Source organism: Actinotalea soli (genome assembly GCF_017565425.1).
GTDB lineage: Bacteria > Actinomycetota > Actinomycetes > Actinomycetales > Cellulomonadaceae > Actinotalea > Actinotalea soli.
The window spans coordinates 124,570-145,959 of sequence record NZ_JAGEMK010000009.1 but is presented as its reverse complement, the minus strand read 5'-3'; the positions used below and the strand labels follow the sequence as shown (position 1 = coordinate 145,959).

The window sequence follows — 21,390 nt, the reverse complement described above, 5'->3', positions numbered from 1 at the left end:
CGTGGGGCCACGCTTCGGATCGTAGACGCACCGTGCCCCGCCCGGGACCTCGGTCCCTGGCGTGGACGCCGTCGCCCCTGCTCAGGCGGTGATGGCCTGGTCCTCGCGGGCCTGCTCGGCGCGTGCTGCCTCGGCAGCGGCCACGCCCTCGGCCCAGCGTCGGCCGAGCCGGCGGGCACGCCCGGCGGCGATCCCGGCAGCCACCAGCAGGGTCCCGGTCACGAGCAGCTGCCCGCTCATGGCCGTGGTGGTCAGCTGCTCGACGGCGGCCGGCAGCACCCGGGTGCCGGTCATCGCGGTCACGGCGTCGTCCATGATCCCGGGGACCACGAGGTAGGCGATGCCCAGCGCGAGGCCCCACACGAGACCTCCGGTCAGCGGGACCGCCGGGGACCACGTCCCCAGCAGCACGATGACGGCGAGCAGCACCACGCCGATGATGAGCAAGGTCAGGCCCAGGGCGTCGGTGCCGGCCGACGAGGTCCCTGCGACGTCGGCCAGGCGCGCGGTGCCGATCCCGACGAGCAGCAGGGCGACGGGGGTCAGCACCAGGCCCAGCAGCACGCCCAGCAGGTGTCGGCCGAAGCCAGGCTTGCTGGGGGCCTCGATCTCGCGCCGCTCGGCCGCGGCGGCGCTGCGGCGGGTCTCGTGGGTCGCGTCCGACGTCGAGGCCGTCTGCAGCGGGGGAGTCGCGGGGCCCTGGGGGACGGTGGGCTCCTGCCGGGAGGGTGCCGGCGCTCCCGTCGTGTCGTGCGTGGCGCTCTGGGCGGGCAGCACCGCGGTGCCCTCGTACGGGGTCGACGTCGCCCCGGCGGTCGCAGGGTCCTCGCCGCGCGGGGCGGGGGTGATCGGGGCCGAGGGTGGGTAGGGCCGCGGGGCCGCGTGCTGGCCCGTCGTCTGCTCCCCCGTGGTGGGCCCCTGGGTGGTGGGCGCCCCGGTGGTGGGCGCTCCCGTCGCGGGCTCGGTCGCCGGGGTCTGCTCGGCGTCCCGCCCGGGCTCGTCGATCGGGTGGTGGGGGGTGGGGGTGCTCATGGTCGACTCCTGTCGGCTCGGCCGCGCGGCACGGTCGGGTGCCTGCGCCACAACGTAGCGCCGACCATGGCGCGCCGCTCGCGGGAGATCTCCCGGCCAGGGCCGTGGATCTCGTGACAAAGGTCCCCCGTTCTGGGCGCGCGCAGCCGGAACCATGGTGACGACGGCCACATGGGCCCGCACCTGGGAGGACCCTGATGAACCTGCTCGACCGCAGCCGCACCATCGCGCCTGCCGGCTACAACCGGTGGCTCGTGCCGCCGGCCGCCCTCGCCGTGCACCTGTCCATCGGGCAGGTCTACGCCTTCAGCGTGTTCAAGAACCCGCTGCTCGAGCGTTTCGACGCCTCGCACACCTCGGTCGCGATCATCTTCTCGATCGCGATCGTCATGCTCGGCCTCTCGGCTGCCTTCGGTGGCACCTGGATGGAGCGCAACGGGCCCCGCAAGGCCATGGCGCTCTCGGCGGCCTTCTGGGTCTCGGGCTTCTGCGTCGCGGCCCTGGGCGTGCAGGTCGGCCAGCTGTGGATCGTCTACCTGGGCTACGGGTTCCTCGGCGGCATCGGCCTCGGCATCGGGTACATCTCGCCCGTGTCGACCCTCATCAAGTGGTTCCCCGACCGCCCGGGCCTCGCGACCGGTCTGGCGATCATGGGCTTCGGCGGTGGCGCGATGGTCGCCTCCCCGCTCACCGCCCGCCTGCTCGACACCTACGCCGCGACCCCGGCGGAGGCCATCGTGCCGACGCTGCTGACCCTCGCGGCCATCTACGCGGTGCTCATGACCCTGGGGGCCGTGGTGATCCGCGTCCCGGCGCCGGGCTGGAAGCCTGCGGGCTGGACCCCGAGCCCCAAGAAGAACGCGATGCAGACCCACGCCCACGTGCGGGCCCGCAGCGCGGTGCGCACCCCGCAGTTCTACCTGCTGTGGATCGTGCTCTTCACCAACGTCACCGCGGGCATCGGCATCCTCGAGCAGGCCTCCCCGATGATCCAGGACTTCTTCACCACCGTGACCCCCGCGACGGCGGCCGGGTACGTCGGGCTGCTCTCGCTGGCCAACATGGCGGGCCGGTTCGTGTGGTCCTCGACCTCCGACGTGCTGGGACGCCAGCGCATCTACGTGATGTACCTCGGCGTCGGTGCGGCCCTCTACGCGGTGCTCGCGGCGTTCAGCGGCACCTCGGTCGCCCTGTTCGTCGTCGTCACCTTCTTCATCGTCAGCTTCTACGGCGGTGGGTTCGCGACCATCCCGGCCTACCTCAAGGACCTCTTCGGCACCCTCGAGGTCGGCGCCATCCACGGGCGCCTGCTGACGGCGTGGTCGGCCGCCGGGGTCGCCGGGCCGCTGATCGTCAACGGCATCGCCGACGCGAGGGCCGCGCAGGGGGTCGAGGGGGCCGCGCTCTACCTGCCCTCGCTCGTCGTCATGACCTGCGTCCTGGTCGTCGGGTTCATCGCCAACATGCTCGTGCGCCCCGTCCACGAGCGGCACCACGAGCCCGCGACCACCACCACCGGGCCGGCCGACGCCGTCCCGACCACCACCACCGAGCCCGCGCTGGCCGCGGCCGGCACGAAGGAGAGCTGACATGGCTGCCGTGACCGAGTCCGTCCCGAGCCCGACCGCCCCGTCGGCCCCGGCCCCCGCTGCTGCGGCCGGGGCCGGCACGACCATCCGTGTGATGGCCGTGGCCCTGTGGGGCGTGGTCGGGACCCTCCTGGGCTACGGGGTGCTGCAGACGGTCATCAAGGCCTCGGCGCTGTTCGGCTGAGCCTGGCCGTCTGACTGATCGAGGCCGCGTCGGGCACGCCGACGCGGCCTCCGTCATGCCCGGTACCTTCAGGCCCCATGACCCACCTCTTCTCCCCCCTCACCCTGCGCGGCACCACGATCCGCAACCGGGTGTGGCTCGCCCCCATGTGCCAGTACTCCTCGGTCGACGGCTTGGTGGGGGACTGGCACCTGGTGCACCTGGGCGCACGGGCGGCCGGCGGGTTCGGCCTGGTGCTCAGCGAGGCCGCGGCGGTCGTCCCGGAGGGGCGGATCAGCCCCGAGGACCTCGGCATCTGGTCCGAGGCCCACCTCGCGGGCTGGACGAGGCTCGCGGGGATCGTGCACGCCCACGGCAGCCTGCTGGGCGTCCAGCTGGCCCACGCGGGGCGCAAGGCCTCGACCTACCGGCCGTGGGCCTCGACCCAGGGCACGGTGCCCGCCGAGGCCGGCGGTTGGCCGACGGTCGGACCCTCCGAGATCCCTTTCGAGGGCTACGCCGCCCCGGGGGAGCTGAGCGAGGGCGGGCTGGGCCAGGTGGTCGAGGCTTTCGCAGCCGCCGCGGCCCGGGCCGAGGAGGCGGGGCTCGACGTCGTCGAGGTGCACGCCGCGCACGGGTACCTGCTGCACCAGTTCCTCTCGCCCCTGTCGAACCAGCGCACCGACTCCTACGGGGGTCCGCTCGAGAACCGTGCCCGGCTGCTGCTCGAGGTGGTCGCCGCGGTGCGCGCGGTGTGGCCCGAGCACAAGCCCCTCATGGTCCGCGTCTCGGGTACTGACTGGACCGAGGGCGGGCTCACCCTCGAGGAGGTCGGGACGATCGCGTCGTGGCTCGTGCCGCTTGGCGTGGACCTCATCGACGTCTCGAGCGGGGGCAACGTCCTGGCGCCCATCCCCGTGGGGCCCGGCTACCAGGTGCCCCTGGCGCGGTCCGTGCGTGAGGCCTCCGGGCTGCCGGTCTCGGCCGTAGGCCTGCTGACCTCGGGGCCGCAGGCCGAGCAGGTGCTGGTCGACGGCGCGGCCGACGCGGTCATGATCGGTCGCCCGGCCCTGCGCGACCCGATGTGGGCCCTGCGCGCGGCGCACGAGCTCGGGCTGCCGGCCTCGCTCGAGGGGGCAGCGCCGTGGCCGCCGCAGTACGTGCGGGGGGCGTGGCGCTGACTAGACGCCCGCCAAGGGGTTCGGAGGTGCGGTCGTGGACAGCGGAATGATCTGGATCTTGGTCGCGTTCGGAGTGCTGGCTGTGGCGACACGGGTTTTCGCGGTGGATTCCAACCGCAATGGATCGCCGTCCACGTCTCGTTCCAGGTCTCTCTATGTGCTCGGTGCGGCCATGGGCGTTGCGACGATTGCTGTTGCGGTGTGGGCAGTGAACCAGTAGATCGCCGAGTGAACCAGTTGAGGAGACCTTTCGCTGTCCTGTTTGCTCTGGCTTGTCTTGCGTCGGTCAGCTATGGATGGGTGATAGTGAGTGCCAGGTCCACCCCAGTTCGCTGGAACTTGCTCACGGGGAGCATAGTTCTCTCTGTGATCTTCGCTGCGGTGGCCCGCGGAAGTCGCCACAACGGGCAATCCCGGGACGCGCATCAGGAACGAGACTGACCACGCCCGGTGTTGGTGGCTGCCGCCGCGCCAGTCACGGTAGGGGGTTCGTTGGCAGCTAGCGCTGGGTGCCTAGCTCTCGGAGCTTTCGCGGGATCTGCCGGTGAAAACTGAGCTAGCTGGGCAATTTGGTTGAGGAGCTTACGTGACCGTCGACGCAGTTTTGCTGATCGCCCCCCTCAGTGTTCTACTGGTTCTGGCGGTTATTCTTGTTCCTCGAATTAGAGCTGACCGACGAGGCCGTGCCCTGAGCCCGGAGCGACGCAGGAACGCTGAACGGGTCTGGAAAATTAACACCTTTCTTCTGTGGCTAGCAGTCGTCAGTTTCGTCGCAATGGTCATCGTCTACTTCCTGGTGATTCGGGCTTAGCGACCGCCACCGTGGACCGGCCGATCATCGAGCAGGTCCAGGTCGACTTCCAGCGCGCGTTCATCGAGAACGACCCCACCGGTCAAGCGGTGATGCTGCGCTCGCACTCGGCCAACCAGCTGCTCTACGTCCACGACCACCTCGGCTCACCGATCGCCTTGATCGCCGACTCACGGTTCCACGCGTTCGGGTGGAAGTACGACCCGTTCGGTGCCCACCAGTCCATCCGCGACTCCGGCGGTACTGCCGATGACTTCGCTCCGCACCGGTTCACCGCCGGCACCTTTGACCGCACCACCGGGTGGATCAAGAACGGGGCCCGCTACTACAACCCCACCGAAGGCCGCTGGACCCAGCACGACACCCTCGACGCACCCCTAGACCCCGCCAACGCCAACCGGTACGCCTACGCAGCCAACAACCCCATCAACTACACCGACCCCACGGGAACCGTGACGCTGGCTGAGGGGCTCGGCTACGCGGCAACGGCAGTTGCGGCAGCAGGCTTGGTGGCGACTGGAGTGGGCGCTCCAGCAGGGGTCAGCCTCGGTATCGGGTTGGCGAGCACCGGGTTGAGTGTTGGTTCCCAACTTGCAGCAGGGAATCGTACTGGAGCCGTTGTGGCAGGCACATTCGGTATTGTCACGGCTGGCATCGGAGGCGCGGGCGCCGCGCTCGGCGTGGGTAGAGGCCTTTCGGCACTAGTTGAAACGGGGTACGCTGGCTTGTCCTACGGGGCTACTCTCGCGGCGAACTGAAGGGAAGGGTGGCATGGGTGGGCTTTCAGGGGCTGCTAACGTGCCCTATGGAGGGGTCATAGTGGCCCTTGTGCTTATTGCTGGCGTGCTTTGGAGCGTATGGCTTATTCGCAAAGGCAAATGAACGCAGTGCGCCTGCCTTGATGGGCAAAATATGATCTGCGTGCCCGAAACCAAGCCGGCCGCCTACACCGTCCGGGGATGGCGCAATGCGTCCACCGTCACCGCGAGGATCTCGAGACTTGACTCGCCATGGCATTTCGGCGCTGGGCGTGTCGTGGGAGACGATGTGCTCATGGCCCAGCACGCGAGGGGGAGTACACCTACACCTACGGGCGCACCGACCAGGTGGGCCGCCCGATCATCGAGCAGGTTCAGGTCGGCACCCAGCGGGCGTTCATCGAGAACGACCCCACCGGCCAGGCGGTGATGCTGCGTTCGCACTCAGGCACCCAGCTGCTCTACGTCCACGACCACCTGGGCTCACCGATCGCGCTGGCCTCGGATGGGCGTTACCACGCGTTCGGGTGGAAGTACGACCCGTTCGGTGCTCACCAGTCGATCCGCGACTCCGGTGGCACCGCCGATGAGTTCGCCCCGCACCGGTTCACCGCCGGGACCTACGACCGGACCACGGGGTGGATCAAGAACGGGGCCCGGTACTACAACCCCACAGAGGGCCGCTGGACCCAGCACGACACCCTTGACGCACCCCTGGACCCTGGCAACGCCAACCGGTACGCCTACGCCGCCAACAACCCCATCAACTACGTCGACCCCACCGGGAGATCCGCGTGGACGGCAGGCATCAACTTCGTCAGCGGCATTGGTGACATCGTTAATTTCGCCAGCGGCACGCAGATCACTTCGACCCGAGAGGCTGTGGCGTGGGTGGGGGGAGTGTTGACGTCAGCAGCCTGTTACGCTTTTGCAACTGCAGCTGGGGCAATGTCAGGCGGGACGGGACTGCTTCTTGCGTTAGCTTGCGAGGGGCTCGGATACGCGGTCGAACAGGCGGTTCTCGCATACTAGCGCCAATCGCCCGTTCCTAGAGGTGCAAGGGATGATTATGGATAGCCGAATCGTATGGGTTCTGGTCGCCGTCGGCATTGTAGCGTTGGGCGTCAAGACGTTTGCATTCTCATCTGGCCAGGATGGTCCGCCATCCAGGGCTCGCTCCAAAAAATTGTACATTACCGGCGGAATACTGGCCGTTGCTGCAATCGGATTCTTGCTCTTCGCACTGTCGCTCGACTGAGAAAGCGGTGTGCTGCCTAGTTCGATGCGAGTCGCTGGCGCCAGCGCACAACTGGAATCCAAGGGTTGCCTTAGGCTGGCAAAAAGCGACCTTGCTTTAGCCGAGCGATGACACTATCGACTAAGCCGCTTTCGGATCGCCATGACAATCAAAGTGATGCCCAGGATCACAAGCACCACGACGAGCGAGCCGATGGAGAACGGCCACCTGCCGGCTCCTTGCTCGTCCAGGTCGCCGCTAGAGTACGTAACCAGCGCCCCGAGCATGAGCAGCACTCCTAGCGTGGCCATGAAGATCCATGCGTGAGGTGAGGTCTTACCCGTCGACTTACCCCTGCCAGCTTGATCTCTCATGACGAGCACAATAGTGGCTAGCCGGTCGTAACGCTTGCTTACCGTGGGGTCGTCACACGGTAGGGCGCAACTAGCTGGCATGCGTGCTTGCGGCGGCGGGATCAGACTGGGTCCAGTGACCCAAGTTGGGGGAGTCCGACCCGGATTCACGCAGCCGGTGGCCGAAGATCCAGGACTCGCTCTAGACTGCATATGTCATAACACGGATTTTCGGCTAACCAGATCCAGCGCTCGGACACGAGCACCTCGGGCTACTGGCAAATGCTGCGGCGTACGGACTGCGGTGGGAAGCCTCCAGAGGCTGTAGCCCGCATGACCGGCCGGCCGGCCCTGCGGGACCCGATGTGGGCGCTGCGCGCGGCGTGCGAGCTCGGGCTGCCCGCCTCGCTCGAGGGAGCAGCGCCGTGGCCGCCGCAGTACGTGCGGGGCGCGTGGCGCGTGGCGCTCGTGGCTCAGCCCGCCCCAGTCTCGCCCTGGTCCGCCCGGGCCGCGGCCTCGACCGCCGCAGCGACCCGCGTCGTCACCTCGGGGTTGAAGACGCTCGGGATGATGTAGGTCGGGTTGAGCTCGTCCTCCGTGACGACCTCCGCCAGGGCCTGGGCCGCCGCGAGCAGCAGCCGCGAGCTGACCTGATGGGACTGCGCGTCGAGCAGGCCCCGGAACACCCCGGGGAAGGCCAGCACGTTGTTGATCTGGTTGGCGAAGTCCGAGCGTCCCGTCCCCACGATCGCGGCGTGCTGGGCGGCGTCGTCGGCGTCGACCTCGGGGCGGGGGTTGGCCATCGCGAAGACGATCGCATCCGAGCCCATGGTCGCGATGTCGTCCCCCGTGAGCAGGTCGGGGGCGGAGAGGCCGATGAAGACCTCCGCCCCGACGAGGGCCTCGCGCAGGGTGCCCGTCGCGCCGCGCGGGTTGGTGTTCTCGGCCGTCCAGCGCAGCGAGGCGTCCAGCCCGGGGCGGTCGGTGTGGACGACCCCCTCGATGTCGCAGACGACGACGTCGCGGGCCCCGGCGGCGAGCAGCAGCTTGAGCACCGCGGTGCCGGCGGCCCCCGCCCCGGACATCACGATCCGGACGGTGCCGATCTCCTTGCCGACCACCTTGAGGGCGTTCGTCAGGGCTGCGAGCGCCACGATCGCGGTGCCGTGCTGGTCGTCGTGGAAGACCGGGATGTCCAGGCGCTCGCGCAGCCGCTGCTCGACCTCGAAGCAGCGCGGGGCGGAGATGTCCTCGAGGTTGATCCCCGCGAAGACCGGGGCGATCGCGCAGACGGTCGCGACGATCTCGTCGACGTCGGTGGTGTCCAGGGCGATCGGGAAGGCGTCGATGTCCGCGAACCGCTTGAACAGCGCGGCCTTGCCCTCCATGACCGGCAGGGCAGCGAGCGGGCCGATGTTGCCCAGGCCCAGCACCGCGCTGCCGTCGGTGACCACGGCGATGGTGTTGCGCTTGATCGTCAGGTTGCGGGCGTCCTCGGGCCGGGCCGCGATGGCCTCGCAGACCCGGGCGACCCCCGGGGTGTAGACCATCGACAGGTCGTCACGGTTGCGGATCGGGACCTTGGACTCGATCGACAGCTTGCCGCCCAGGTGCAGCAGGAAGGTCCGGTCGCTGACCCGTTCGACGACCACGCCCTCCAGGACGCGCAGGGCCTCGACGATCTGCTCGGCGTGCTCCTCCCCGCGGGTCGCGCAGGTCATGTCGACGCCGATCCGCTCGTGCCCCGAGGTCGTCACGTCGAGGGCGGTGACGATGCCCCCGGCGTGCTCGATGGCGGTGGTGAGCTCGCTGACCGCCGTCGGGCGGGCCTGGACCTGGAGGCGGACGGTGATCGAGGACGAGACGCTCGGCGCTGAGACCATGGCCCCAGTCTGGCCTCTACGCTGGCCGGGTGCCTTCCCACCCGCTCGACACGCTCGTGACGCTCCCCGGGGTCGAGCAAGCGGTGGGCCGCGCGCGCGAGGCCTGCGAGGAGCTCCGTTGGCACCGGGCCCTGCGTCGTCAGTGGCCCGTCGCCCGCACCGAGGCCGGGGTGCGGTGCGCCCACGCGGGCGGGGTCGTCGACGGCCTGCGCCTGCCCCTTGCTCTCGTGCGGGACCTGGCCCGGGGTGCGGCCGAACCGCCGTCGGGCCCCGAGGGGGAGGCCGCCGTCGGAGGGCTGCGGGCCCAGGCCGAGGTCGAGCGCCGGCTGCCCGCCCCCGGGGCCCGCCGCGCGGCCGCGATGCCCCTGGGCCAGCTCCTCGCCCGCCTCGACGCCGCCGCGGTCGGGGACACCCCGGAGGCCGGTCGACCGCGGACCGCTGCGCCTCAGGATCTGCGTGGGTTGGGCGAGGCCGTCGGCCCGGACGAGCTGGGGGTGCGGCTCGGGATGCTCGCCGAGCTCGTCGCGGCCCCGCTGCCGGCGCGCATCCCCGCCCTGCTGCGCGCCGCCGTCGTGCTCGGTGAGGTGCTCACCCTGCGGCCCTTCGTGCGGGGCAACGGGGTGGTCGGGCGCGCCGCCTTCCGCTACCTGCTCACGGTCGACGGCGTGGACCCGGTGGGGGTCGTGGTGCCCGAGGTGGCCTGGGCGGCGGTGCCCACGGTGCATCTCGCCGCCGCCGCCGGGTTCGCCACCGGGACCGAGCAGGGGGTCGCGGGCTGGCTGGTCCACTGCGCCGAGGCCGTCGTCGCGGGGGCCGAGGAGGGGACGCGGGTCGCGGACGCGGTGCTCGCGGGGAGGCTCGCGCCGGTCGAGGGCTGACACCTGCAGGGAACTGACTGCGTCGACCGCCGCACACAAGACGACGGCGCCCCCGGAGGGACGCCGACGTCGACAGCACAGGTGGCGAGGTATCAGGCGCTTCTTTGCGCTGCCGCTACGGGACAAGCCCGGTCGGCAGGTCCACTCGGGGACCGGTCGAGCGTGGGTTCTCGCCATCCGCTGTGCTGCTGTAGTTCCTTTGTACGCCTCCTGCGGACCAGAGGGAAGGGACCTGCGGGACTTTCTCTAGCCCCCTGCTCAGCGTCCCGGGAGGCGGACGATCATCGCCCACGAGGCGGACGCCGTCGTCGTGCCAGGAGCAGCCCGACGACGGTCCCCACCAGGACCAGCCCGAGCACGGGCAGGGTGCGGCTCGGTGGGGGCAGGCGTGACCCGAGGGTCACCGGCCGCTCGAAGGACAGCACCTCCCAGCCGTGCTCGACGGCGACGCGGCGCAGCCCCCGGTCGGGGTTGACCACCGCCGCGTTGCCCACCGCCTCGAGCATCGGCACGTCGGTGATCGAGTCCGAGTAGGCGTGGCAGCGGGTCAGGTCGTAGCCCTCGGCCTCGGCGAGCTCGCGCACCGCGGTGGCCTTGTTCTCACCGTAGGCGTAGAACGCGATCTCCCCGGTGTAGAGCCCGTCGCGGACCTCCATCCGGCTCGCGACGACGTGGTCCGCGCCCAGCAGGGCGGCGATCGGTCCGACCACCTCGGACCCCGAGGCCGAGACGACGACCACGTCGTGCCCGGCCGCGTGGTGCTCGTCGATCAGGGCGACGGCCTCGGCGTAGACGGTCGGCTCGATGTGCAGGTGCAGGGTCTCGGCCACGATCGCCGAGACCTGCGCGACGTCCCACCCGGTGACCATCGCGGACAGGTGCGCGCGCAGGCGTTCGGTCTGGTCGGCGTCGGCCCCGCCCAGCAGGAAGAGGAACTGGGCGTAGGCGGTGCGCAGCACGTCGCGCCGGGTGATGAGGCCGCCCGCGTAGAACGGGCGGGAGAAGGCCGTCGCGGAGGAGGTCGCGATGATCGTCTTGTCGAGGTCGAAGAAGGCCGCCACCCGGGGCTCGGTGCGGGCCTGGTGGTGGTCGACGACCTCGGTCCCGTCGCCGTCCGCCTCGTGTACCCGCACCTGCCCGAGGGTACCGAGCCCGGTCAGTCCCTCCACAGGCCCTGGGGCTGCACATCCGTCCACATGCGGCCCGGACCCGCGGTGGGTGGCGGCGCGGGCTCGGACCAGGGTGGTCGAGCCGGGAGGTCCGGCCCAGGGCAGGGGCCGGTGCGCCGGCGGGAGGGGGCGGCGTGGCCGAGGTGATCGTCGTGGTGGGGGTGGTCGGCGGGGCCGGCGCCTCGACCCTGGCCGCGCTGCTCGCCCGACGCCGGGCGCTCACGGCAGGACGGCGACGCGGCGAACCGGCTGGGCGTGGCCGCGGGGGGCCCGGTGGGGCTCGGCTCGGCGGGACGAGGGACGACGGCGTGGTGCTCGTGGACCTCGATCCCGGGTCGGGTGGGATCGAGGTGCTCCTGGGGATCGAGGAGCGTCCCGGAGCGCGATGGGCGGCCCTGCGTGAGGTGCGCGGCACCCTGACCGAGGACGACCTCGCCGGGGTGCTGCCCCGCTGGGAGGGCGTCGAGGTGCTCAGCGGGGATCGTCGCCGTGGTGCGCCCTGGGGGGACCCCGCGTCGGCGGGGCGTGAGGGCGGGTCGACGGCGGTGGCTGGGGACGGGCTCGTCGCGGTGTGGTCGGCCCTGTGTGCGGGGAGCGGGACGGTGGTCGTCGACCTGCCGGGGCATCGGCTGCCGGCAGCGGCGCCGCTGCTGGCCCCGGGACTGGCTGCGGCCGACCGTGCTCAGGTCGTCCTGCTCACGGGACAGGACGTGTTGGGCGTGGCGGCGGGTCTGGCCCTGCGCCCCGGGCTCGAGGCGCTCGGTGGGGCGTCCCGGGCCGGGGCGGTCGACGACGGCGCGCGTCCCGTCCGCGCGAGCGACCCCGCCCTCCCGGGGACCCTCGTCCTGCGGCGTCGTCCCGGGGCGCGGGTGGCCCCCCTCGAGGCGGCCGAGGTGCTGGGCGTGCGGCTCGCGGGGCTGCTGCCCACCGACAGGTCCTTGCCCCGGGCGACCGACCGGGGTCTGGGCCCCGTCGTCCCCGGCCGAGGACGCCTTGCTGCGGCGGTCGCCCGGCTCGAGCGCCGGTTGGCGTCCGCGTGACAGCGACCTGGGCGGGAGCTGGGGTCGACCCCGCGCTGGTCACGCGAGTCCGGGAGCGGGTCGCCCGCGCCGGGGCGGCGGTCAGTCAGGAGGAGCTTGAGCGGACCGTGCGCGAGCTCGCCGGGGTCGTGGGGCGCGAGGACCTGGGTCGGTTGGTCACCTCGGTCCGTGCCGAGCTCACGGGGGCCGGTCCGCTGCAGCCCCTCCTCGAACAAGCGGGGGTCAGCGACGTGCTGGTCAACGGGCCCCGCGAGGTCTGGGTCGATCGCGGCGCCGGCCTCGAACCCGTCCCGGTGGACCTGGGGGACGCGGCCGCGGTCCGTGCCCTCGCGGTGCGCCTCGCGGCCGCGGGTGGCCAACGCCTCGACGACGCCGCGCCCGTGGCCGACGCGCGCCTGCCGGACGGGACCCGTCTGCACGCGGTCCTGCCGCCGGTCGCAGCCGACGGGGCGCTGATCAGTCTCCGGGTGCTGCGGCCCCGCTCCTTCAGCCTCGACAGCCTGGTGGCCTCGGGCAGCGTGGCCCCCGCGGTCGCCCCCGTACTCGAACGCCTCGTCGCCGCGCGGGCGAACCTCCTGGTCTCGGGAGCGACCGGGACGGGCAAGACGACGCTGCTCGGGTCCCTGCTGTCCCTGGTGCCGCGCCACGAGCGGATCGTGTGCATCGAGGAGGCCGGGGAGCTGGCCCCCGACCACCCGCACGTGGTCCGCCTCGTGGCCCGCCGTGCCAACGTCGAGGGGGTCGGCGCGGTCGACCTGACCGACCTGGTGCGCCACGCCCTGCGGATGCGACCCGACCGCATCGTGCTGGGAGAGTGCCGCGGGGCCGAGGTCCGTGAGGTCCTGTCCGGGCTCAACACCGGGCACGACGGCGGCTGCGCCACGATCCACGCCAACGCAGCGCAGGACGTCCCCGCCCGGCTCGAGGCCCTGGGAGCCCTCGCCGGGCTCGACCGTGCCGCTCTCGCTGCCCAGGCGACGAGCGCCCTGCACGCCGTGGTGCACCTGCGGCGCGACGCCGGGCAGCGACGCGTGGCCGAGGTGGCGCAGGTCGTCTCGCGCGGCGGGGAGCTCACGGTCGAGACGGTCCTGGTGCAGGACGCCGGTGGTCGGGTGCTGCGGCGCCCCGGGTGGGCGGGGTTCGCCGCGCGGTGGGGGATGCGGTGAGGGCGTGAACCGGCAGGGAACCGACGGCGTGGGTGGAGGCGGAGGTGGGCGTGGGGGTGGAGCCCCTCTCGGTCTCGGGACGAGCCCCAGGTTGGCGCGGTTGGCTCCGGGCTCCGGTGAGGTGGCGGCAGCCGTCCGGACCGGCGCGGCCCGCGACCCCGCGTCGTGGCGAGCGCGGCTCCGCGGGGCCGTTCGCGCCGAGGCAGCAGGCGGCACCTTCGGCGAGGTCGTCGCGCAGGTGTGCGGCGCCCTGCGGGCCGGTGCCCCACCGACCACGGCCTGGCACCGGGTGGGGGTGCGGGCGCTGGACGGGGTCCCCGTGCGCGAGGACCTGCTCGACGCGGGACTCACCTCGGAGCAGGGGCTCGCCGTCACGGCCGCCTGCCGCGTCGCGGGCGAGGTGGGAGCCGCCCCGGCCCCGGTCCTGGAACGGGTCATGGCCGCCGTGGCCCACGAGGCCGAGGCTGCAGGGCAGCGTGAGGCCGCCCTCGCCGGCCCCCGGGCCACGGCACGGCTGCTCGCCTGGTTGCCGGTGCTGGGCCTGGTCCTGGGCGCTGCGCTGGGGGCCGAGCCGTGGGCCGTGCTGCTCGACGGCGGGCTCGGCACCGTGCTGCTGGTCGCCGGGGCCGGGCTGATGCTCGTCGGTCACCGCTGGGCCGGGCGCTACGTGCGGACGGCGACCGCCGCCGGTCAGGAACCGGGACGGGGCAGCCGGTGAGCACGCGACGGCTCCGTGGTCTCGAGCCTGGTCCTGGCGACGCGGTCGACGGGGCGACAGGCATCGGAGGCGCGCCCCACAGAACCTCGCCCACCGGACCCGCTCGGGGAGGGGCCTCCCGCGCGAGAGGTCGGGCGCATCGCCGGGGTGGGCGCCACGGGCGCGGACGGGGCTCACCTCCCCAGGAGGACTCGGATCCTTCGGTCGAGCTCGAGCTGGGGGTGGTCCTCGACCTCCTCGAGGCGGCCTGCAGCGCGGGGGCGGGCATCCCGCGAGCCTTGGACGCCGTCGGCCGAGCCGTGGGTGGCGCCACCGGGACGAGCATGCGTGCCGCGGGGGCGGCGTTGGTCGTCGGCGCCCGGTGGGAGGAGGCCTGGCACGGCGGCCCCGCCACCCGGGTGGTCGCGGCGGCCCTGCGTCCGGCGTGGGAGGACGGCGCGCCCCCGGGTGGAGGTCTGCGGGCGACCGCCGAGCGGGTCCGTCGTGAACGGCACGCGGCGGCCCTCGCGGGGGCCGCGCGGCTGGGCGTGCGCCTCGTGCTCCCGCTCGGGCTGTGCCACCTGCCGGCCTTCGTCCTGGTCGGCCTCGTCCCGGTGCTGGTCTCGATGGCGGCGGGATCCCTCGGGTGACGGCGCGATCCACAGCCCCGGAGATGAGGCGGGGTGTCCACCAGCCCCCAGGTCCGTCCGGCCGAGCACCCCAGCCCGGGCAGGACGGTGGGACCGGCGCGACCGACGCGCCGCGCGGGCCGGCCTCGGCCGGTCCGCCTGACCGGAAGGACGAACCATGACGACCCTCCACACCAGCACGGGCACCCCACCGGACCCCGAGCCCGGTGGTGCCCCGGCCCGACGCCTCGTGCCCCCGGGCCCGCCCCGCCCGCCCGCCCGGGCCGGGGCCAGCCGTCCGGCGCGTCCGCTGAGCGTTCTTCGTGACCGGCTCGGCCGCGACGAGGGCATGGCCACGGCCGAGTACGCCATCGCGACCGTGGCGGCCGCGGGCTTCGCGGGGCTCCTCATCACGGTGCTGCGCAGCGACGAGGTCCGTGGCCTGCTCGTCGGCATCGTGCGCGGAGCGCTGTCGATGTGAGCCGGGAGGCAGCCGCACGGGCGCTCGCGGCGCACAGGGCTGGCGCCCCGGGGGGCCGGGCCGTGGCCTCGGGGGATCGCGGTGCAGTGACGGCCGAGCTGGCCCTCGCCCTGCCCGCGGTGATCCTCGTGCTCGCGGTGCTCCTGGTGACCGGAGCGGCGACCTCCGCCCAGCTCCGGTGCGCCGACGGGGCACGGGCCGGTGCCCGTGCGGCTGCCTTGGGCATGACCGACGGCGAGGTGGCCGAGATCGCCCGGCAGGTCACGGGCGGTGCGGCCGAGGTGGAGGTCGCCCGCGCCCACCCGTGGGTCGAGGTCCGGGTCAGCTCGGCCGTGGCCGGAGGGTGGTTCACGGGAGGCCCGCTCGGTCTGTCCGCGACGGCGACGGCGTGGGTCGAGCCGTGACCCGCTCTCGGGCGCGCGCCTCGATCCTGGACGACCCCGAGCGCGGCGCCGGGACGGTCCTGGTCCTGGCCCTCGTCGCGGTCGTGATCCTGCTGTCGGCGAGCGTCGCCGTCCTCGGGCGGGCCCAGGCCGCCGGGGCGTCGGCGCAGACGGCGGCGGACCTCGCCGCCCTCGCCGCGGCGGCCTCGATCGCGGTCCCGACCGGCATGGTCCTGGCCCCCGAGGCCCGCAGCGCAGCAGGCGGAGAGAGGGGCTGCGCGCTCGCGGCCCCGGTCGCGGAGCGCAACGGTGCTGCCGTGCTGGCCTGCGAGGAGCAGGGCGGCGGGGTCGTGGCGGTCGAGGTCGGTGCGCCGGGCCCGATGGGGCAGGCGACCGGACGGGCCGTGGCCGGTCCGCCGTCGGCTCGTGCGCCGTGAGTCGGCGGTCCGGGGCTCCGCACGCGATGAGCCGGTGCTCCGTGGTCCCGCGCCACCACCCGCGTCACCACCCGCGCGGCTCAGCCGGGGTCGTGGGTTAGCACGACGTCGAGCAGCCGCAGGGCCCCGGCCTTGTCGAGGGGCTCGTTGCCGTTCCCGCACTTGGGGGACTGCACGCACGCCGGGCAGCCCTGGGCGCACCGGCACCCCGCGATCGCCTCCCGGGTCGCGCGCAGCCATCCGGCACCCAGGTGGAAGCCGCGCTCGGCGAAGCCGGCCCCGCCGGGGTGCCCGTCGTAGACGAAGACCGTGGCGCACTCGGTGTCCACGTGCAGGGCCGTGGACACCCCGCCCAGGTCCCAGCGGTCGCAGGTCGCCAGCAGCGGCAGCATCCCGATCGAGGCGTGCTCGGCGGCGTGCAGGGCCCCCGGGGCGGCGCCGTCGGCGACCCCGGCCTCCTCGAGGACCGAGAGCGGCGCCGTCCACCACACGGCCGTCGTGGTCAGGGTGCGCGCGGGCAGGTCCAGGGTCTCGCCCCCGACGGGGGTCATCTCCGGCAGGCGCCGCTTGGTGTAGCTCATCACCTGCGTGGTGACGTCGACCGGCCCGAACCCCCAGGTGATCGGCCCGGCGGGGCGCTCGGCACGCACCCCGCGGATCTCGATCGAGGTGAGCCAGCGCGACCAGGTGCCGTAGTCGACCGTGCGCGGCCGGACCACGGCGACCGACCCCTCGAGGTCGAGGTCCTCGACCACGTAGGTCTCGCCCTGGTGGACGTACACCGCCCCCGGGTGCACGGTCGAGTCGGCCGCGGCGGCATCCACCGTCCCCAGGAGTCGGCCGGTCCGCTGCTCGACCACACGCACCGGGTCGCCCCCCGTCCCACGCAGGTCGGTCAACCCCACGGCGGACTCGGCATGCGTCCAGTACCAGCCCGACGGACGGCGGCGCAGGGCCCCGCGCTCGACCAGCACCCCGAGCAGCTCGGCCGTGCCGGGGCCGAAGAGCTCGAGGTCGGCGGCGCGCAGCGGCAGCTCGGCAGCGGCGGCGCACAGGTGCGGGCCCAGCACGTACGGGTTGGTCGGGTCGAAGACCGTCGCCTCGACCGGTGTGCCGAAGATCGCCTCGGGGTGGTGCACCAGGTAGGTGTCGAGCGGGTCCTCCCGGGCGATCAGGGCCACCAGCCCGTCGCTGCCGGCCCGGCCCGCGCGGCCGGCCTGCTGCCACAGGGACACCCGCGTGCCCGGCCAACCCGCGATGAGCACGGCGTCGAGCCCCGCGATGTCGACCCCCAGCTCGAGGGCGTTGGTCGTGGCCAGGGCCCGCAGGTCCCCCGAGCGGATCGCCTGCTCGAGGGCCCGACGCTCCTCAGGCAGGTACCCGCCCCGGTAGGCCGCCACCTGGCTGCCCAGACCCCGGCGCACTCGGTCGAGGTGGTCCCTGGTCGCCGCAGCGACCGACTCGGCCCCCCGCCGCGACCGCGTGAAGGCCAGGGTGCGGGCCCCGGCCAGGGTCAGGTCGGTCAGCAGATCGGCCATCTCCGCGGTCGCGGTGCGGTGGGTCGGTGCGGTGGGGGAGGGGGTGGTCGGCGAGGCCGGGGCGTCCGGCTCCTCGGGCACCGGAACCGCCTCGCCCGGCAGCTCGGGGGGCTGCCACAGCACGAAGGTCTTGCGCCCCTGCGGGGCGGTGTCCTCGGTGACCGCCACGACCTCCTCAGCCGGCACCCCGAGGAGGCGGGCGGCGCTCGCGGCCGGGTCGGAGGTGGTCGCCGAGGCCAGGACGACGACGGGCGCGCTGCCGTAGCTCGCGGCCAGGCGTCGCAACCGTCGCAGCACCGCGGCCACGTGCGCGCCGAAGACCCCGCGGAAGGCGTGGCTCTCGTCGAGCACCACGTAGCGCAGCGAGCGCAGCAGCCGCGACCAGCGCCGGTGCCCGGGCAGCAGCGAGAAGTGCAGGAAGTCGGGGTTGGTCAGGACGACGTCGGCATGGTCACGGATCCACTGCCGCTCGGACATCGCCGTGTCGCCGTCGCAGGTCGCAGCCCGCACGCTCACCTCGGCCGCGCCCAGCAGGCGCTCGAGGCCGGCGAGCTGGTCGGCCGCCAACGCCTTGGTCGGCGCGAGGTAGAGCACCGAGCCGCGCCGGCTCACGTCCCCGGCGCCCGTCGCCTGCAGCTCGGCGGCGCGCACGGCGGTCAGGGCCGGGAGCCAGAAGGCCAGGGACTTCCCGGAGCCGGTCGAGGTCGCGATCACGGTGTGCCGCCCCGACCACGCGGCGTCGGAGGCGACCACCTGGTGCTGCCACGGGCGCTCGACCCCCAGGCGCCGGTACCCCGCCACGAGCTCGCCGTCGGCCCACCCGGGCCAGTCGGCCTGGAGCCCCGCACGCGGCGGGAGGTGCTCGACGTGGGTCACGCGATCGCCGCGGGCTCCCCCGGCCAGCAGCACGTCGAGCAGGGGGGAGTCGGGCACCGCCCGATCATCCCACCGCCGGTGCTGCCCGGCTTGTCCCGATCCCCCGAGGGACGAGGGACGTAGGTCCCCGCCCGCCGTCGCCGGGAGGGAGTTACATGGCACATCTAGTGGCCAGGCGCGAGCGGCCCTACTAGATGTTGAGATCACCAGCCAGGAGGACACCCCGCATGAGCACCACCCAGCCCGACCGGGACGCACTGCTGCCTCGGGGGGTGATCAAGCGGTCCGGAGCGACCGCCACCTTCGACCGGGTGCGGATCAGCGCCGCGATCGAGCGGGCCGGGCTCGCCACGGGAGGGATCGGTCGCGAGGAGGCCGACGCGTTGGCCGCCCAGGTGCACGCGGCCCTCACCGTCGAGGGTGCCGCCTACCCGCACGTCGAGCACGTCCAGGACCTCGTCGAGCAGACCCTCCTCGCGGCCGGGCACACGGCCACGGCCCGCGCCTACATCGCCTACCGCGAGCAGCACGCCCGGCTCCGGGAGGACGCCCGCACGGTGGTCGACGTCGGCTCCTCGATCAACGAGTACCTGGACCGCTCGGACTGGCGGGTCAACGCCAACGCCAACCAGGGCTACTCCCTGGGTGGGCTGATCCTCAACACCGCGGGCAAGGTCACCGCGAACTACTGGCTCTCGCACGTCTACGCCCCCGAGATCGGCCACGCCCACCGCGACGGGGACCTGCACATCCACGACCTCGACATGCTCGCGGGCTACTGCGCGGGCTGGTCCCTGCGCACCCTGCTGACCGAGGGCCTCAACGGTGTGCCCGGCAAGGTCGAGGCGGGACCGCCCAAGCACTTCAGCTCGGCCGTGGGGCAGATCGTCAACTTCCTCGGCACCATGCAGAACGAGTGGGCCGGGGCTCAGGCCTTCAGCTCCTTCGACACCTACATGGCCCCCTACGTCCGGACCGACGGCCTGAGCTACACCGAGGTGCGGCAGGGCATCCAGGAGCTCGTCTACAACCTCAACGTGCCCTCGCGCTGGGGCACCCAGACCCCGTTCACCAACCTGACCTTCGACTGGACCTGCCCCGCGGACCTGCGCGACCAGGTCCCGGTGATCGCCGGGGTCGAGCAGGACTTCACCTACGGGGACCTGCAGGTCGAGATGGACGTCATCAACCGCGCGTACATGGACGTCATGACCGCGGGGGACGCGAGCGGGCGGGTCTTCACCTTCCCCATCCCGACCTACAACATCACCGAGGACTTCCCCTGGGAGTCCGAGAACGCCGACCGGCTCTTCGCCATGACCGCGCGCTACGGGCTGCCGTACTTCCAGAACTTCCTCAACTCCGAGCTCGAGCCCGGGCAGATCCGCTCGATGTGCTGCCGCCTCCAGCTCGACCTGCGTGAGCTGCTCAAGCGGGGCAACGGGCTCTTCGGCTCGGCCGAGCAGACCGGCTCCCTCGGTGTCGTCACGATCAACTGCGCTCGGCTGGGCCACACCCACCGCGGGGACCTCGACGGCCTGCTCGTGGCCCTGGACCGGCTGCTCGAGCTCTCGCGGGACTCCCTCGAGGTCAAGCGCAAGGTCATCCAGCGCTACATCGACGAGGGCCTGTTCCCGTACACCAAGCGCTACCTCGGCAGCCTGCGGAACCACTTCTCGACCATCGGCGTCAACGGCATCAACGAGATGGTCCGCAACCTCACGGGCGACGAGCACGACCTCACCACCACCGAGGGCCACGCGATCGCCGTCCGCCTGCTCGACCACGTCCGCGCCCGGATGGTCGAGTTCCAGGAGGCCACCGGCCACATGTACAACCTCGAGGCCACCCCGGCCGAGGGCACCACGTACCGGTTCGCCAAGGAGGACCTCAAGCGCTTCCCCGGGATCCTGCAGGCGGGCACCGACGAGAACCCCTACTACACGAACTCCTCGCAGCTGCCCGTGGGCTTCACCGACGACCCCTTCGAGGCCCTCGACCGGCAGGACGAGCTGCAGACCAAGTACACCGGCGGCACCGTGCTGCACCTGTACATGTCCGAGCAGGTCTCCAGCCCGGAGGCCTGCCGAGAGCTGGTCCGCCGTGCGCTGAGCACCCACCGGCTCCCGTACATCACCATCACGCCGACCTTCTCGATCTGCCAGGCCCACGGGTACATCGCGGGGGAGCACCACACCTGCCCGCAGTGCTCCGAGCCCTGCGAGGTCTGGACCCGGGTCATGGGCTACCACCGCCCCGTCAGCTCCTTCAACGTCGGGAAGAAGGGCGAGCACGCCGAGCGCACCCACTTCACCGAGCAGGCGGCCACGCCCCGGGTGCCCGACGACGTCCCGGTGCCGGTCGGGTGAGCCCGGTGCAGGTCCAGGCCGGGGCGGGCACCCTGCAGATCGCAGGACTGGTGCCGTTGTCGACCTGCGACTGGCCCGGCAGGCTCGTGGCGACGATCTTCCTGCAGGGCTGCCCGTGGCAGTGCACCTACTGCCACAACCCCGGCCTGATCGACCCGCGGCTGCCCGGGGTCGTGCCGTGGGAGCAGGTCACCGACCTGCTCTCGCGGCGCCGTGGCCTGCTCGACGGCCTCGTGTTCTCCGGGGGGGAGCCCACCCGGCAGGGCGGGCTGGGCGCCGCGATGCAGCAGGTCAGGGACGCAGGCTTCGGCGTCGGGCTGCACACGGGGGGCGCCTACCCGCGTCGGCTCGAGGCCGTGCTGCCCCTGGTGGACTGGGTGGGCCTGGACATCAAGGCCCCGGCCGACCTGTATCCCGCCATCACCGGGGTGGCCTCGAGCGCCACCCCGGCCTTCCGGTCCCTGCGCGTCGTCCAGGAGGCCGGGGTGCCGGTCCAGGTCCGCACCACGGTCGACCCGACGGTCCTCGACGAGGACGCGGTGCGACGCCTGGGTGAGCAGCTGGCGCGGGACGGGGTGCACGACCACGTGCTGCAGGAGGTACGGTCCGCAGGGACCAGACCGGAGTACGCTGCCGCTCTGGCTGATCTTGCGGCCGGGTCGGCAGGCGCGCCGACCCGCGGTGCGGCGCAGGGTTTGGTTGAATGAACGCGATCAGCAC

The 21,390-nt window shown here is 72.8% G+C and carries 19 protein-coding genes; 15 read left to right on the top strand and 4 right to left on the bottom strand.

The window, feature by feature from the left end; genetic code table 11:
- Positions 1–81 precede the first annotated feature (81 nt).
- Positions 82–1,032, bottom strand: a complete 951-nt coding sequence (locus tag J4G33_RS14760; RefSeq protein WP_208056745.1) for a hypothetical protein — start codon at positions 1,030–1,032, stop codon at positions 82–84.
- A gap of 197 nt (positions 1,033–1,229) precedes the next feature.
- Here J4G33_RS14760 and J4G33_RS14755 point away from each other — a divergent pair, with 197 nt between their 5' ends.
- The 5 genes from J4G33_RS14755 (at position 1,230) to J4G33_RS14735 (ending at position 6,566) form a co-directional block, all read left to right on the top strand.
- A complete protein-coding gene (locus J4G33_RS14755; RefSeq protein ID WP_208056744.1) occupies positions 1,230–2,621 on the top strand; it encodes an L-lactate MFS transporter in 1,392 nt (463 codons plus the stop codon).
- Position 2,622: 1 nt separating this feature from the next.
- Entirely contained in the window at positions 2,623–2,805 is a 183-nt protein-coding gene (locus tag J4G33_RS14750; RefSeq protein WP_208056743.1) for an MFS transporter small subunit, read from the top strand.
- A 77-nt stretch (positions 2,806–2,882) separates the two neighbouring features.
- On the top strand, positions 2,883–3,965 hold the full coding sequence (locus J4G33_RS14745; RefSeq protein ID WP_208056742.1) for an NADH:flavin oxidoreductase/NADH oxidase: 1,083 nt from the start codon (positions 2,883–2,885) through the stop codon (positions 3,963–3,965).
- An 822-nt stretch (positions 3,966–4,787) separates the two neighbouring features.
- Positions 4,788–5,534, top strand: a complete 747-nt coding sequence (locus tag J4G33_RS14740) for an RHS repeat-associated core domain-containing protein (protein WP_208056741.1) — start codon at positions 4,788–4,790, stop codon at positions 5,532–5,534.
- A 348-nt stretch (positions 5,535–5,882) separates the two neighbouring features.
- Positions 5,883–6,566, top strand: a complete 684-nt coding sequence (locus J4G33_RS14735; protein ID WP_208056740.1) for an RHS repeat-associated core domain-containing protein — start codon at positions 5,883–5,885, stop codon at positions 6,564–6,566.
- Positions 6,567–7,597: 1,031 nt separating this feature from the next.
- On the opposite strand, the gene J4G33_RS14730 is transcribed toward J4G33_RS14735, so the two are convergent.
- On the bottom strand, positions 7,598–9,007 hold the full coding sequence (locus J4G33_RS14730; protein ID WP_208056739.1) for an NAD-dependent malic enzyme: 1,410 nt from the start codon (positions 9,005–9,007) through the stop codon (positions 7,598–7,600).
- A gap of 29 nt (positions 9,008–9,036) precedes the next feature.
- On the opposite strand from J4G33_RS14730, the gene J4G33_RS17870 reads away from it, so the two are divergent.
- Complete coding sequence (locus tag J4G33_RS17870; RefSeq protein WP_208056738.1) at positions 9,037–9,885, top strand: Fic family protein; 849 nt, start codon at positions 9,037–9,039, stop codon at positions 9,883–9,885.
- Positions 9,886–10,166: 281 nt separating this feature from the next.
- Here J4G33_RS17870 and J4G33_RS14720 read toward each other — a convergent pair whose 3' ends face one another.
- Positions 10,167–10,946: an HAD family hydrolase gene (locus J4G33_RS14720; RefSeq protein WP_307793936.1), complete on the bottom strand. Its 780-nt coding sequence runs from the start codon at positions 10,944–10,946 to the stop codon at positions 10,167–10,169.
- A 242-nt stretch (positions 10,947–11,188) separates the two neighbouring features.
- Between J4G33_RS14720 and J4G33_RS14715 the strand changes: the two genes are divergently transcribed.
- The 7 genes from J4G33_RS14715 (at position 11,189) to J4G33_RS14685 (ending at position 15,887) form a co-directional block, all read left to right on the top strand.
- Positions 11,189–12,094, top strand: coding sequence for a CpaE-like family protein (locus tag J4G33_RS14715; protein ID WP_208056736.1), 906 nt, complete (start codon positions 11,189–11,191; stop codon positions 12,092–12,094).
- On the top strand, positions 12,091–13,260 hold the full coding sequence (locus J4G33_RS14710) for a TadA family conjugal transfer-associated ATPase (RefSeq protein WP_208056735.1): 1,170 nt from the start codon (positions 12,091–12,093) through the stop codon (positions 13,258–13,260). The genes J4G33_RS14715 and J4G33_RS14710 overlap by 4 nt, the downstream gene beginning before the upstream one ends.
- Before the next feature lie 100 nt (positions 13,261–13,360).
- Positions 13,361–13,978: a type II secretion system F family protein gene (locus J4G33_RS14705; protein WP_208056734.1), complete on the top strand. Its 618-nt coding sequence runs from the start codon at positions 13,361–13,363 to the stop codon at positions 13,976–13,978.
- 221 nt (positions 13,979–14,199) lie between these two features.
- A complete protein-coding gene (locus J4G33_RS14700) occupies positions 14,200–14,607 on the top strand; it encodes a type II secretion system F family protein (protein WP_208056733.1) in 408 nt (135 codons plus the stop codon).
- 157 nt (positions 14,608–14,764) lie between these two features.
- Positions 14,765–15,067, top strand: a complete 303-nt coding sequence (locus J4G33_RS14695; protein ID WP_208056732.1) for a DUF4244 domain-containing protein — start codon at positions 14,765–14,767, stop codon at positions 15,065–15,067.
- An 86-nt stretch (positions 15,068–15,153) separates the two neighbouring features.
- Positions 15,154–15,471: a TadE family type IV pilus minor pilin gene (locus tag J4G33_RS14690; RefSeq protein ID WP_307793931.1), complete on the top strand. Its 318-nt coding sequence runs from the start codon at positions 15,154–15,156 to the stop codon at positions 15,469–15,471.
- Entirely contained in the window at positions 15,468–15,887 is a 420-nt protein-coding gene (locus J4G33_RS14685; RefSeq protein WP_307793930.1) for a histidine kinase, read from the top strand. Before J4G33_RS14690 ends, J4G33_RS14685 begins: the two co-directional genes overlap by 4 nt.
- An 80-nt stretch (positions 15,888–15,967) precedes the next feature.
- Here the strand turns inward: J4G33_RS14685 and sftH are convergent, their stop codons facing one another.
- Positions 15,968–18,358, bottom strand: a complete 2,391-nt coding sequence (sftH, locus tag J4G33_RS14680) for a DEAD/DEAH box helicase (protein ID WP_307793929.1) — start codon at positions 18,356–18,358, stop codon at positions 15,968–15,970.
- Between the two features lie 170 nt (positions 18,359–18,528).
- On the opposite strand from sftH, the gene J4G33_RS14675 reads away from it, so the two are divergent.
- Both J4G33_RS14675 and J4G33_RS14670 read left to right on the top strand, forming a co-directional pair.
- Positions 18,529–20,670, top strand: a complete 2,142-nt coding sequence (locus tag J4G33_RS14675) for a ribonucleoside triphosphate reductase (protein WP_208056730.1) — start codon at positions 18,529–18,531, stop codon at positions 20,668–20,670.
- The gene (locus J4G33_RS14670; protein WP_307793928.1) at positions 20,667–21,377 is read left to right on the top strand and encodes an anaerobic ribonucleoside-triphosphate reductase activating protein; all 711 of its coding nucleotides are present in this window, start codon (positions 20,667–20,669) and stop codon (positions 21,375–21,377) included. The genes J4G33_RS14675 and J4G33_RS14670 overlap by 4 nt, the downstream gene beginning before the upstream one ends.
- Positions 21,378–21,390: the final 13 nt, after the last annotated feature.

What these genes read in the sequence shown, in the direction of transcription:
- J4G33_RS14755 (WP_208056744.1), top strand. Translation starts at nt 1,230, where the DNA reads ATGAACCTGCTCGACCGCAGCCGCACCATCGCGCCTGCCGGCTACAAC.
- J4G33_RS14695 (WP_208056732.1), top strand. Translation starts at nt 14,765, where the DNA reads ATGACGACCCTCCACACCAGCACGGGCACCCCACCGGACCCCGAGCCC.
- J4G33_RS14760 (WP_208056745.1), bottom strand. Translation starts at nt 1,032, where the DNA reads ATGAGCACCCCCACCCCCCACCACCCGATCGACGAGCCCGGGCGGGAC.
- J4G33_RS14745 (WP_208056742.1), top strand. Translation starts at nt 2,883, where the DNA reads ATGACCCACCTCTTCTCCCCCCTCACCCTGCGCGGCACCACGATCCGC.
- J4G33_RS14730 (WP_208056739.1), bottom strand. Translation starts at nt 9,007, where the DNA reads ATGGTCTCAGCGCCGAGCGTCTCGTCCTCGATCACCGTCCGCCTCCAG.
- J4G33_RS14750 (WP_208056743.1), top strand. Translation starts at nt 2,623, where the DNA reads ATGGCTGCCGTGACCGAGTCCGTCCCGAGCCCGACCGCCCCGTCGGCC.
- J4G33_RS14675 (WP_208056730.1), top strand. Translation starts at nt 18,529, where the DNA reads ATGAGCACCACCCAGCCCGACCGGGACGCACTGCTGCCTCGGGGGGTG.